Consider the following 13577-nt stretch of genomic DNA (forward strand, 5'->3'; position numbering starts at 1 on the left):
AATTTAAAAATTCGGCTTTAGTATAACCGAATGGATAGTGCCTTTCTTCAGCGCTACTTTTCATATACTGGACCGTTGTAGGTAACCTAAAAAAAATGAGGAAAATAATTATGATTGCTACAATATTATCTTTTTTAGGTTGCAAGAAAGAAAAATCCAATTTTGGAAATTATGAAAAACCTCAAATTCTTGAAAAACTTGAAAGCTATCAAAAAAAGGAATTAGCAAATTGGGAAAATCTTGAATTTTGGGTTGATTATAATCATTATTACAGTATAACTCCAATTGATGTCATACCTTTTGCGGGTACTGGAAACAATGGAATACATTTTGGTTTTTTAACTGATTTTGGACTTATTAAAAATTTAGAAAAAGCACCAATTGTTTGTATTGCGCCATCATATGACCCTCCAATAAATATCGTAGCGAAAGATATAAGACAATTTTTATCTTTTGTAGCCTTTTGTGAACAATCTAGCTTACTTGCTGATGTATATGAAAATGACAAAGCGTTTGAGTTTAGAAAAAATCAATATTTGGAGTGGCAAATGGAAGAAAAATATGTCGTCAAAAGAAAAAAAACAATAGAATTATTAAACAAAGAATTTGGGATTGAAAAAGACAATAAAATTGTTTCAAAAATAAATACCTTTAAAAAAGAACGTGAAAAATTTATAAGTACGGAAACATCTGATGGAATAGGTTTAGTTCTAGAAAATGATGAAAAGGTATCAGATTTTGAATACAGTAAAGATTCAAAGAAAGTTAAAGAATTTTTAGATAAATCCAATTTGAATAGTAGATTGAAATTTTATAGAGAATCTACATTTCAATATATTCTAAGCGATGATTATGACAAAGAGATTAAAAAGTTAATTATTGAATATTTAGAAAAAGACGGATTTAAAAGAGAATCTGAAATTATTAAAAAATTATAGAAAAGGCTACCTACAACACCGTATAAAATTAATTGCTAGTGCAAGCTTACTTGCGAAAATCCTCGCGGATTTTCTATTTGGTTTCTATTTGCTAAATTAAGTGCTAAACCACGCAACTAATCTTATACAAATACGTTGGCAGTAATTAGACAAAATAATGGACAGACTATCTTTTTATAAAAGTTTTTATGAAACAGAACTTAGGAAAAAAGACGATTTAGATAAATCGATTAATAATCCTATTTTGATTATTACAATCATTTTTGGAATAATATCTTATATATCACAAAAAGTAAATTTTGAATGTTTGCTCAAAACTGACTTTATAATTGTTGCACTAATATTAATAATTTCATTACTATTATGTAAATCCATATTCCATATAATTCTCTCCTATAATAATGGAATTAAAGGTTATAATTATGAGGTTTTAGGGACTAATACGGACTTTGAATCTTATCGAAAAAACTTAATTGAATATAATGAAAATGAAGGGATTGATTCTGATAGTGAAAAAGAATTTGAAGAATCTATAATTACGGAATTAATTAAATGTTCTGACGTAAATAATGATTTAAATATTAAACGTACATATCAAATATATCTAACCAAAAAATATTTGATTATATCTTTAATTATAGCATTTGCGACTTTTATAATACATCTTTTAAAACAAATAATATGAGTGATAAAAAACCAACTCCGAAACCAACACCTCCGACTAGTAGAATTGTTAAACACAGCTCCGATAAGCCATCACCAAATCAAAAAGCAATTATACCAAAACCATCAAGTGGTAAAAAATAACTACTGCCAACACAGTATATAAAAAATTGCTAGTTTTGGCTAAACCAATGTTAGTTGCTTTGTTTGCTAGCTTCTGATTTTCCTTCGGAAAATCCTCGCACACAAACACGCAACTTTCCATATACATAAACGTTGTGTGCAATTTGACCAAACCAATGAAACATATTTTTTTAATCATAATTTTTTCCACTTTTTGGGCTTGTAATTCCAAAAAGGATAATGCGGTTTCAAAAATCAAAAACTCAAATCCAGAGAAAGTAATTCAGAAAAAATTAAGCGGAAAAGAAGTCGTTGCGGAATTGGAAAAATTAAGTTATTTCAATCTGACCAGCGAATCTGAATTGGAAACAGTTAAAGCTGATTTTGAAAAATCGTATTCGGACTTGAAGTTTTTTCAAGGACCAATGCGAGGGGAAACGCTGAATTTTATGGACAATCGCTATCATTGGGTAGATTGTGAGGAGCTTTTTGAGATTGGTGGATTAACAGAATATTTAACTCAAGTTAAACCGACTTTTGAAAAACTAGAGCTGGAATTAGAATACGCAAACGAAAAAAGCGAACAAGACCAAAATAGTTGGAAACACACAATCGAACTGAACGGAATTCAATACACAGCGTTTGACGGACAATTTTCTGACCAGGATTGGGGAATTGCATATATCAATTTTATAGAAATGTTAAACGCTGAATTAAGAAGACAAAATTCGGACGAACAGTTTTACCCAATTAATTGCGGAAATGATGGAATGTTCGTTTTGCTAACACCAAAACAGTTGGACTTTGTAAATCGGAATTATCCTATCGACAATGAACATCCGACAACAATGGGTAATTGGAAGAGTAGAAATGGAATATAAAAAACTGCACACAACACCGTATAAAATTAATGGCTAGTTCTCGCCTACTTACGAAAATCCTCGCGGATTTTCTATTTGGTGTTTATTTGCTAAATTAGGTGCTTAAACACGCCACTAATCTTATACAAACACGTTGTGCATAATGCAAAAAAATCCGTTAACAAAACAAAAATCCGTAACTTTGAAGAATGGAATATTGGGAAGAAATAAATAATAAACTGAAACCTTGGATTGACACTGATTTGAATAAAACAGTGCTTGACCTTTTTGCAGGTTGCGGTGGACTTTCCCTAGGGTTTGAAGCTAATGGTTTTAAGACGATTGGCTATGAAATGGATGAACAAGCTTCTAAAACTTATAATGAAAATTTAATTGGAGAGTGTGTAAACGAAAAATTAACCGTTGAATCTAAATATCCAAAAGCTGATATAGTAATAGGTGGTCCACCTTGTCAACCTTTTAGCGTGGGTGGAAAGCAACTGGGTTTAAAGGATTCTAGGGATGGATTTCCTATATTTTTATCAGCAATCAAACAACTTGAACCAGAAGTTCTTCTATTTGAAAATGTTCGTGGAATGCTCTACAAAAACAAATGGTACTTAAAAGAAGTGATTGAAGAATTGGAAAGTTTGGGGTATTACATCAACTATTCACTTTTAAATGCAAAAAATTATGAAGTTCCTCAAAATAGAGAACGAGTAATCGTAATGGGTTCAAAACAAAAAATCAATCTTCCAAAAAAAATTAATAAACAAGTAACCGCAGGTCAAGCTTTGGGAGAACTGGCATTTCAATTTGACGAAGAATCAAAGTTTTTCACAGAATCTATGGACAGATACGTCGCTAAATATGAAAAAGCGTCAAAATGTATCAATCCAAGAGATTTGTATTTAGACAGACCAGCAAGAACTTTAACTTGTAGAAATTTAGCGGGAGCAACGGGAGATATGCACCGAGTGAGATTGAAAGATGGTCGCAGAAGAAGAATAACAGTTCGAGAAGCCGCCAGACTGCAAAGTTTCCCCGATTGGTTTGACTTTTCAGGAACAGAAACTAACCAATATAACCAAATTGGAAATGCTGTTGCGCCTAATTTCGCATATAATTTAGCACTAAATATTAAAAATCATTTAATGTGCGATGATGAAAATCAATATATACTAACAGAAAACGAACAATTAAAACTATTTGAGAATGAAGCAATATATCAGTCCCGATAAATCAAAAACTTTTAGAGAAAAATCGCCCCAAGTTCAGGAACTGATAAATACTACGCTTTATATCCTTGACATTTTTGGAATTCCTTTAGATACCACACCGAGAAGACTAGAAAGAATGGCAATTGCATTTTTAGCTAGTGCTGACGTTAAGAAAATTGCTGATTTTAAAAATTCAAAAGACCTAAATAGTGATTATGCTCTTAAAACAAGAGATATAATAATCTACGTCAACAATCATTTTGGAGAAAATATAAGTTCAGGTTCTTATGATGACATTCGTAGAAAAGACTTAAAATTACTAACAGTTGCAGAAGTGGTTTTGCAATCAAGTCCAAACTCTGCGACAAACGATTCAACACGTGGTTATTCAATCAATCCAACTTATGCTGAACTCATTAGAGATTTTGGCTCAAAAGATTGGGAGAAGAAGGTATCCGAAAAGTTGAAGAATATTGAGCCATTAAGCAAAAAACTAAAAAGGGAAAGGGAAATAGCTAAAGTCAATGTTACGCTTCCTTCAGGTGGCGAACTGACTTTTTCAGCAGGAGAACACAATGATTTACAAAAAGCGATTATTGAGGACTTTTTGCCGAGATATGGACACGGTGCAGAAATCTTTTATGTTGGAGATACCTCTGACAAATACCTCTATTTAGAAAAGGAAAAACTTGAAGAACTAAACTTCTTTGAAATTTCACACGAAGAATTACCTGATGTTATCGCATATTCGAAGAAAAAGAATTGGCTCTATTTGATAGAAGCAGTTCACTCTTCGGGTCCCATTAGCGAATTGAGACTAATCCAACTTCAAAAACTAATGAAAGACTGTAAAGCTGACATTGTATATGTAACAGCATTTTTGAACAGACCAAAGTTCAGACAATTTATGACAGATGTTGCTTGGGAAACAGAGGTATGGATTGCTGATAATCCAGACCATTTAATACATTTTAACGGAGACAAATTTCTCGGACCATATAAACCGGAATAAAGAAAGCACTAGGCACAACACGGTATATAAAAAATAGCGGGTTCATTGCTAAATCGAAGTTTTGGCATATTAATAAACATTAGTGATAATCCGAAAGTTAGTGTGTTTTAATCCGCTACTTTTCATATACCCAACCGTTGGCTGTAATGCGAATGAAAAAAAATCATTACATATTTTTAGTAATTTTAAACCTAATTATTGTTAGTTGTGATCCGCCACATTCTATTGATATAATTAACAACAGTAACTCTGACTTAAAAGTTAAATTTAAATTAGATACTTCGTTAAATTATAACGAGTACTCAAGTTTTGAAAACTCAAACTCGGACTCTCTTATTTCAAATATTAAACCAAAGGATACTTTAAATTTATTTTTTGGAATCGGTACTTGGTCTGATAACGAGATAAGAAGAAATATAAAGTGTCTAAAAAGCCTAGAATTTGAAAATGAAGAATTGAAAACTATATATAAAACTAAAAATAAAATTTTCGAATTATATCGAATGAACCGAGAAAAAGGTCTTGGTTGGAAGACTCTTATTGAAATAAAAATTAACTGATGCAAAAAACACTATTTATTTTATTAGCGATTTTTTCCATTTGGACTAAATCTTATAGTCAAAGAGAACCTGAAAGAAATTATATTACTAAGATTATTTCTGATTTTAAAAAACAAGAAAAGATTTCCGAAAATCCTGTATTAGTTATAAATGAGACTATAATTGATAATAAAAAAATTGATTCTTTAAAACTGACAAAAGATGATATTATAACTCTGAGAATTTTCGAGAAAGGTCGAAATTCATTAATTGAAATTTACGGTAAAAATAGCAAAAATGGAATTATATTTATTGAACGAAAACCTTTAAACAAAGAATAAAGCACTACAGCCAACACCGTATAACAACAATTGCGGCTTTGTGTCCTGCGGACACAACCGCGCAAGCATAAAAGTCGGTAATTTTAGCTATCTTAGTTTTCAATCAATCCGCAACTGATTGTTATACAAGACCGTTAGCACACATTTGACAAAAATTTATGAGACAAAATTTACAATCCGAACTAAGACCACATCTTGAAAATGACGAAAATCTGTTGTGGACTGGAAAACCGAAAAGTGGAATCGTATTCAGACAAGCAGATATATTTTTAATTCCTTTTAGTCTTTTATGGTGCGGATTTGCAATTTTTTGGGTAATAATGGCTTCTCAAGCTGGAATATTTGCTTTGTTTGGAATTCCGTTTGTAATTATCGGACTGATTTTTGTTTTCGGTAGATTCATAATTGATTCTAAACAACGTGAAAACACTACCTATGGACTCACAGAAGATAGAATAATAATAAAATCTGGAATTACATCTAAAAAAGTAAAATCTCTCAATATTAGAACTTTATCTGATATTGAATATTCTGAAAAGAGTGATGGAAGTGGAACAATTTTATTTGGACCAAAAAATCCAATGATGATTTGGGGAAACGGAATGAATTGGTGGCCTGGTATGAAAGCAAATCCACAGTTGGACTTGATACCAAATGTTCGAAAAGTTTACAGCCAAATAATTGAATTACAAAGAAAATAAAAACGTGTGCTAACAATGTATAACCGCAATTACGGCGGATTCGACTACGTCCGAATCCACTCGTAATTGCTAAAGTCAGTGCTTAACCGAAAATTAACGCATATTAATCCGTAACTGACGGTTATACGAGACCGTTGTAAAATATAAAATTTGTTCAGATCTATAATGAACGAAATATATTGAGTTTCATACCTCACTTTCTTTTAAACTTACCAGTCTTACTCCTTCCCTAGTATCGCTTTTTGCTAAGGTCACGGATGAAAAAAATGATTTTCAAAACTGTACCTAAGCAGTTCGCAAAAGCTATCCTAAAGGAAAAAATCATTTTTCTGTTTTAGTCGATCTAAAACCGATAATACATTTAACAACAATGCATAAAAGCAATAACGGCGCTTTTGTTGTTCGTTTATTAAGGTATTTTAGTTTTTTAGTGCTGTTGGTGAAAAGTAAGTAACTCGGCTTTTTTCTGCCAACGCTAATAAAGCCAAAACACAAAAAAAACCGGAAACCCGTTAAAGCTTTTATACGCGACCGTTGTACCACATTTGCGAAATGAAAAGAACATTAACCATATTAATTCTGATTTTAACTAGCGAATTATCATTTTCGCAAACTCATCTGACTTCAGAAGTAATTGAAAAAGCGGAATTTTATTTGAAAGAAGCAGTTGGTGATTCTTTGTTTAAATATTTTGAACTTGGACCTAATTCTTACTACGAATACAAAACAAAATCAGGGAAATCAAAATGGAAAGAAATCACAAAAGGGAAAAAAACTAAAGGAAAATTTGTTAACGGAAAAAATATAAATTTTGTCTTAAACCATCCTGATTTCCAATATCCCTACGTGAGGAAAACTGTTTACGTGGAATTGGACTCAAACCTGAATTTAATTAGAGATGTTTATGTTGATCAGATTCCTGAATTTCTATTGAGAAATGAACCGTCTGACTGGTTATCCGAAAATAAAATTGATGGCATAATTAAGAAAAAAAAACTGAAAAAACCAGTTGAACCATTTTCAAAACGATTGGAATTTGACACTAAAACAAAAAAATATTATTGGGTTGTATTTAACACTCTTCACAAGGAAAAATGTTTCTCTGATGAGGAGATTTTGAATATTAATCCAGAAAGCGGAATTATTTTAAAACATTATGAAGAACGACAAAGAATAATGCATTGTTCTGAATAAAAAAACGTGGTACAACACCGTGTATAATTCATTGCTAGTAAAGGATTACTTACGAAAATCCTCGCAGATTTTCTATTCAGTTTGTATTTGCTAAATTAGTTGCTGAAACACGCAACGAAATCATACACAAACACGTTGTAGTGCATTTAAAAAAAATCGAACAAATGAATAAAAGTATCCTTCTCTTATTAATATTTTTCATTACTCAAATAACAAAAGGACAAGAAAAAGAAGTTTTAATAATTGGAACAATGCATACTATTCCAAAAATCGTGAAAAAAAGCTATAAACCAGTTTTGAGAAGAGCCATAAAATATAATCCGGAGGCTCTATGTTGAAAGCGTCCGAAAGATTCAATAAGTTGGGAATATTTAAAAGACGGTTGGTCAGAAAGCTATAAAAAATTTATTTTTTATCCGACTCGCTTAAACATAGCTTTGATTATGACCAAAAACAGTTAAATTTTCTATTAAAAAAAGAATTATGATTTATCTAATAATGAATTGGATTTGATTATCAATTCATTTGGCTTTCTTCGAGACAATGTTAACTACGAGTTCTATAAATACGTGAAAAAATATGGCGTTGATGGTTCAAAAAAACCAACAAGACACGAAGACGGAGATTTGACAGCTAAACTTGCCCTCGAATTAAATATTAAACGTCTAAAATCTATGGAAGACCAGCAAACTAACAAAGAATATCATAGTGCTTGGCAAGGATGCGCAAAAGACGGTAGAGAAAATGGCGATAACGCGATAAACAAAAAAATGAATAAAAAAGACTACAATAGTGCTATAATTCCAGCTCTTTTTCGTGGTTTAGGGATGCACGTAAACAAACGTAAATCATTGCAAAACCGAAAGCTGTTCTTTAGGAGAGAAGTATTGGGATGAGCGAAATAAAAGAATGGCAAAAAATATAGGAAACCAGATAATGGATAACCCAAGTATAAAAAATATTGTTATTGTAGGTGCTTTAAAAGAAAATTTTCCAAACATAAAAGTCAAGCTATTAAATGATTAAAGAAAATAAAAACATCAAAAAATCAAGTTGTTTTCTAATATTAATTATAACAAGTGTCATACTACAATCCTGTGCAACATTATTTCCAAACTTGAACGTTTCTGATAGTCCTGAAAAATCACGATTAATAACTTCGGACATTCAAAATTTTTACGGTGCGTTTGATTTGGCAATTAAAGATACAGCCAATGCAAAAGAAATATTTAACGAAAATTATTTTTCAGTTGGTTCTAAAGGTCTAAATGACTTTTATAAGAGTAAAATCCATTCAAAAGAAAAGTTTTCAAACTTCGTTATAAAATATCAAGATTTTTATCAATCTATAAGAACTAATGTATCTGACATAACCGACTTGAAAAAACAAATTTTCAAAAACTTCAATAAATTTGAAGCTCTATATCCAAATGCAGTTTTTCCTGATGTATATTTCTTAATTGGGCGTTTTTCATCCAATGGTACAATTTCAAAAAGAGGACTTCTAATAGGTACAGAAATATTAGGTAGGTCGGACAATTTAAATTCCGAGAATTGGAACATGGACATTCTACGAATAAGTATGGATAGAAATCATATTCGAGTTACAGTCAGCCACGAATTAGTCCATTTTAACCAAAACAAAATGAAAAACGGGAATACTCTACTTTGGAAAAGTATTAGAGAAGGTTCTGCCGAATTCATTGGCGAATTAATTAGTGGAGAAACCGATGCAGATTACAAAGCATTTAAAGGGAAAGAAATACAAGTTTGGAATGATTTTGAGAGCGATATGCATAAAAGCATTTGGCACTCTTGGCAACAATCAAGTGAAAAACGTCCAAAAAACGCAGGTTATTGGATTGGATATACTATTTGCAAAGCCTATTACGAACAAGTTGGTAATAAGAATAAAGCAGTTTATGATATTCTGCACATAAAAGATTACATTGAATTTTATAAAAAGAGTAACGTAAAGGAGTACATTAAAGAAAATTACGAATAATAAAAACGCACTACAACACCGTATACAGCTCATAGCTTGGTAATTGCTTAATCAAAGTTAGGGCATATTTGCAAGTCCGCCAATTTTTTTTATTTGGCTTATTGAGAAAAAAAGTGATAAGAAAATTAAAAAATTCGGCTCGTGCTCAACCGAAAATAATCGCTAATTTACACGCTACGAGCCATATACAAAACCGTTGTGTGCAATACCCTTGAAAATATGAACAAACTAACATTACTTTTTTTATTATCTCTTTCAGTAAATAGTTATTGTCAGAAAAATATTGGAATAACAGAAAATAAAATATCGAAAAATTTCTACAAAAATCTTGATTCATTAAATGCAAAATATGATCTAAAAGATTTAAGAGAAAGCGAAAATATAGCGATTAGAATATGGTTGAGAAATGAAATCATCTCGCTGGAAAAAAATTCTGAATATATATTTTATACATCTAACGGACAAAAAGATTTTATAGAAGTAAGAAATTTAGAAAAGAAAACTAATCTTGATTCATTATATCACTTGTTTAAGTCAAGCAGTAATTTTAAGAATAAATTACATATAGATGCTTTTCCAATAAAAATTGAACTAAGCAACTCTAATAGTTATGATTTAATATCATTTCAAAGAAACGACCAATTGGAAGAGATAATTCAAAATATTCGAAAAAAACATTCGCTTGATGAATTAAGAAACGAAATAAAAAATAATCTTCCTGCAGGAAATTATCGAATGGGAGCAACCAGTTTGAGAAAAGATTATTTACCCAAAGAAGATAAATCAGATTTTTATTTAAAATTAGAACCTGAAATTAAAGCAAAGCTTAAAATATCTCAAAAAAGTAATCCTGCCGAGATGCCATTAATTATAATTGATGATATTCCAGGGTTTTATTTTGAGGATTTAAATAACTTAAAATTATCAGATGTAATAGATTACGAAATTATAAATGATAAAACGAAAGTACTTTATGGAACACGTGCTAGATTTGGGATTATCAAAGTAAATACGAACTAATGGGTACTGACACACAATCGAGTAGACGGGTCCGCCCCTAATTAGGAACGGACTGCGCCTCTCACACCACCGTACGTACGGGTCTCGTATACGGCGGTTCGTTAAATCAAAACTTTACTTTGAGGTAATATTCCAGCATACTCTCAAAACCTCGTTTTCTCAAACGTTTTTGGGTGATCGTAGTCCTAAGTATTGGGCTTTGGGCTACTGCCCATCCTCCCATACGGGTTCTACTCCAGGCATAGGCCTGATCCTGTTTCACGCCTAATCTTATGAGGTTTTTACGTTTGCGTTCCGGTTTCTTCCAATCATGCCAGATACAATAACGTAGACGGTTACGTAGCCACTCATCTATCTTCTTAAGTTTGGTCTGTATGGCTCCCAATCGGAAGTTGTTAAGCCATCCTTTATAGATAGGTTTTAGACGTTGTAAACGTTCTACTAATGATAAGGGCAAGGTTTTTCTGGTAAGATACCTGAGCTTGCGCTTGAGTGTCTCCCAAGCCGATTTTCCTACTACCAACTGATATCTACCCTTCACATTTTTCTTGTAGACAGGTGTGAACCCATACCCCAACACTTTGAAGTTCGAAGGTCTACGGATACCACTCTTGGAACGATTAACGGGTAAGTCAAGCTTCTCTTTTAGAAAAAGGTACACTGTATACCTATACTTCGTGCTGCAGCTTTTGATTTAGTATAAATACTAAAATCATCAGCATAGCGAATAAACTTTAGCCCCCGTGCTTTTAAATGTTTGTCCAGTTGATCCAATAAAATATTGGAGAGTAAGGGACTCAGTGGGCTGCCCTGTGGAAGTCCTTTCCTGCGCTTGTATAAGCGACCATTCTTTAAAATGGGAGCTCGAAGCCATTTACGGATTAGCCATAAGGTAGTCTGGCACTTAATCTTGTGATGGATAAGCTGAAGTAGCTTGTAGTGCTGGACTTCATCAAAGAAACTTTTTAAGTCGATATCTACTACGTCCTGATACCCATCATTGATGAATTCCTGACTTTTCAGTACCGCTTGTTGCAAGTTCTTCCTCGGGCGGAAGCCATAGCTTTCTGCTTCAAAGTTTAATTCAAAGTGAATCGCCAGCTGTTGGCTTACTGCCTGTTGAAGCCATCTGTCCACTACAGTAGGAACACCCAGTAAACGGGTCTTCCCATTAGCCTTGGGTATTGCTACCCCCTTGATAGCTTGAGGTCTGTAGCTTTTAGAAATAAGTTGGTGTACCACCTCGCTGCGGTGAGCATCTATAAATGCCTTCAACGCTGTGGTGGACATCCCGTCTATTCCGGCAGAACCCTTATTACGCATTACCCGTTTAAAGGCATCGCTCAGGTTTCTGGCTGCTACTACTTTTGCTATCATTTGTACTGCTCCTGTCCTTCTAGGTATAGGCTATCAAACTGATTCCCATACGAATTCAGACGTGATTTAACGTTTGGTCCTTCCCCAATTGTGAGACCTATGCAGTTTTGCTGCAACTCGTTTCCCTTAGGTACTATGACTTCTGCTGACTTCTCCTATACCAACCCGTGATAACGGAGACCTCCCCAGGTAAGAGCATCTTCTTTCCCCCGATCCCTGCCGTATCTACATTAATGCACTTTTGGTATTCTTAGGGCTTTACAATGATGTGGTTGCTTACCCGTACATAAATGCCTCTGTATACGGTTCCTGTTCGTCAGTACCGAGGTTTGTAGTCCCGCTTTACTCATTGTTTTCTATTTGAAATTAAGGTATTCGTGAATGCAAAGCATTTCTTCAGATGTGACCTCGCGGTTACCACCCTTGCGGCTTACTAATGGTTCAAGGCGTTACCCCTGCCCATAAGGGACTTGCACCCTCTAGATTAATATTTTACCTTTCGGTAAAACAAAAGATGCCCATACTGGGCACACACAATGTATAACCGCAATTACGGCGGATTCGACTACGTCCGAATCCACTCGGAATTGCTAACGTCTGTGCTAAACCGAAAAATTTGCTTACTTTAACCCGTAACTGACGGTTATACGAGACCGTTGTAAACAAGTTGAAAATAAAAATGAAATTAAAATATAACATATCCTTTTTTTTAATAATATTTATTTCTACAAATATTTTTTCTCAAGACAATCGGATTTATGGTAATTGGAAACCTTTTGCAATTGACAACGGTGAATTTTACATGAATATTGAAACTGATTCAATTGATTTGCATGAAGAGCTCATATATATCGAGAATGATTCTTTAAAAATAAATCAGCTCAAAAAAACTGCAAATCAAATTTACTTCAAACAAACTCATACCTTCACCGAAAATGGTAAGTACATTCAGAATTTAATTGTCATGAAACTTGAGCTTGATTATAAAATTGATTTAGAAAAAAACTTAATTCTTGCTTCCGAAAATAATTTCCTGAATGAGAAAGACACACTTGAACTTCCTTATTGGTTAAAAGATGATATTCTTTATATGGAAATTCCATTAACAGAACCATCTATAAAATTATGGCTGAAGAAATAACCTGTTTACAACAATGGTAACCGTTGCACAAGCCTTTAATTCTTAGAAAATATCACTTATTTAAACCGCTTTTAAACGGTTTTCTAGTTTTATATCGTTTGTAAATTAGCAGAATGAAGTCTCTTTAAAATCGACTTATACTCTTGATTTAACGTCATTGTGAACTTTAAAAACAAACCGAGCATCCCTGCCCCACTTTTGGTGCGTTTTTCAATAAACTTCAGGTATTTTTTGAGGTTGTAGGCGATGGCCGAGAGCTGCATACACTTGTTGGCCTGTTTTAATCCAATAGTATTTACTTTTCTTAGCCCCATAAACTGAGTTAAGGTTCCAAAGACGGGTTCAACCGTGCTTTGTCGTTTGCCTTTCATATACCTGCCCTGAGTGCTTTCTACACGGGCGATGTTGCGTTGGTATTCTGCTCTTTAATAGGTCACGCTAAA

The 13577-nt window shown here is 32.9% G+C and carries 14 protein-coding genes and 1 pseudogene; 12 read left to right on the forward strand and 3 right to left on the reverse strand.

Annotated elements, in window-relative coordinates; translation table 11 throughout:
• Positions 1 to 110: 110 nt before the first annotated feature.
• From ACEN25_RS15685 to ACEN25_RS15735, 11 genes are all read left to right on the forward strand, one after another.
• Positions 111 to 938: a hypothetical protein gene (locus ACEN25_RS15685; protein WP_441803738.1), complete on the forward strand. Its 828-nt coding sequence runs from the start codon at positions 111 to 113 to the stop codon at positions 936 to 938.
• Positions 939 to 1095: 157 nt separating this feature from the next.
• A complete protein-coding gene (locus ACEN25_RS15690) occupies positions 1096 to 1623 on the forward strand; it encodes a hypothetical protein (RefSeq protein WP_441803739.1) in 528 nt (175 codons plus the stop codon).
• Between the two features lie 277 nt (positions 1624 to 1900).
• On the forward strand, positions 1901 to 2605 hold the full coding sequence (locus ACEN25_RS15695) for a hypothetical protein (protein WP_441803740.1): 705 nt from the start codon (positions 1901 to 1903) through the stop codon (positions 2603 to 2605).
• 188 nt (positions 2606 to 2793) lie between these two features.
• Positions 2794 to 3825 carry a DNA cytosine methyltransferase gene (locus ACEN25_RS15700; RefSeq protein WP_441803741.1) on the forward strand — a complete coding sequence of 344 codons (1032 nt, stop codon included), beginning with the start codon at positions 2794 to 2796 and terminating at the stop codon, positions 3823 to 3825.
• Positions 3800 to 4816 carry a BsuBI/PstI family type II restriction endonuclease gene (locus ACEN25_RS15705; RefSeq protein ID WP_441803742.1) on the forward strand — a complete coding sequence of 339 codons (1017 nt, stop codon included), beginning with the start codon at positions 3800 to 3802 and terminating at the stop codon, positions 4814 to 4816. The genes ACEN25_RS15700 and ACEN25_RS15705 overlap by 26 nt, the downstream gene beginning before the upstream one ends.
• 559 nt (positions 4817 to 5375) lie before the next feature.
• On the forward strand, positions 5376 to 5696 hold the full coding sequence (locus tag ACEN25_RS15710) for a hypothetical protein (RefSeq protein ID WP_441803743.1): 321 nt from the start codon (positions 5376 to 5378) through the stop codon (positions 5694 to 5696).
• Positions 5697 to 5854: 158 nt separating this feature from the next.
• On the forward strand, positions 5855 to 6397 hold the full coding sequence (locus ACEN25_RS15715; protein WP_441803744.1) for a PH domain-containing protein: 543 nt from the start codon (positions 5855 to 5857) through the stop codon (positions 6395 to 6397).
• A 552-nt stretch (positions 6398 to 6949) separates the two neighbouring features.
• Positions 6950 to 7591, forward strand: a complete 642-nt coding sequence (locus tag ACEN25_RS15720; RefSeq protein ID WP_441803745.1) for a hypothetical protein — start codon at positions 6950 to 6952, stop codon at positions 7589 to 7591.
• A gap of 569 nt (positions 7592 to 8160) precedes the next feature.
• Positions 8161 to 8487 carry a hypothetical protein gene (locus ACEN25_RS15725; RefSeq protein ID WP_441803746.1) on the forward strand — a complete coding sequence of 109 codons (327 nt, stop codon included), beginning with the start codon at positions 8161 to 8163 and terminating at the stop codon, positions 8485 to 8487.
• A 122-nt stretch (positions 8488 to 8609) separates the two neighbouring features.
• Positions 8610 to 9596, forward strand: a complete 987-nt coding sequence (locus ACEN25_RS15730; protein ID WP_441803747.1) for a gliding motility protein GldB-related protein — start codon at positions 8610 to 8612, stop codon at positions 9594 to 9596.
• 219 nt (positions 9597 to 9815) lie between these two features.
• Complete coding sequence (locus ACEN25_RS15735; RefSeq protein WP_441803748.1) at positions 9816 to 10616, forward strand: hypothetical protein; 801 nt, start codon at positions 9816 to 9818, stop codon at positions 10614 to 10616.
• Positions 10617 to 10722: 106 nt separating this feature from the next.
• On the opposite strand, the gene ACEN25_RS15740 is transcribed toward ACEN25_RS15735, so the two are convergent.
• The gene (locus ACEN25_RS15740) at positions 10723 to 11157 is read right to left on the reverse strand and encodes a group II intron maturase-specific domain-containing protein (protein ID WP_441803749.1); all 435 of its coding nucleotides are present in this window, start codon (positions 11155 to 11157) and stop codon (positions 10723 to 10725) included.
• Between the two features lie 104 nt (positions 11158 to 11261).
• Entirely contained in the window at positions 11262 to 11993 is a 732-nt protein-coding gene (locus tag ACEN25_RS15745; protein WP_441803750.1) for a reverse transcriptase domain-containing protein, read from the reverse strand.
• A 679-nt stretch (positions 11994 to 12672) separates the two neighbouring features.
• Here ACEN25_RS15745 and ACEN25_RS15750 point away from each other — a divergent pair.
• A complete protein-coding gene (locus ACEN25_RS15750) occupies positions 12673 to 13134 on the forward strand; it encodes a hypothetical protein (RefSeq protein WP_441803751.1) in 462 nt (153 codons plus the stop codon).
• 89 nt (positions 13135 to 13223) lie between these two features.
• Here the strand turns inward: ACEN25_RS15750 and ACEN25_RS15755 are convergent.
• Positions 13224 to 13559, reverse strand: a pseudogene (locus tag ACEN25_RS15755) (transposase); the annotation flags it as partial.
• Positions 13560 to 13577: the final 18 nt, after the last annotated feature.

Source organism: Leeuwenhoekiella sp. W20_SRS_FM14 (assembly GCF_052119605.1).
Taxonomy (GTDB): Bacteria; Bacteroidota; Bacteroidia; order Flavobacteriales; family Flavobacteriaceae; genus Leeuwenhoekiella.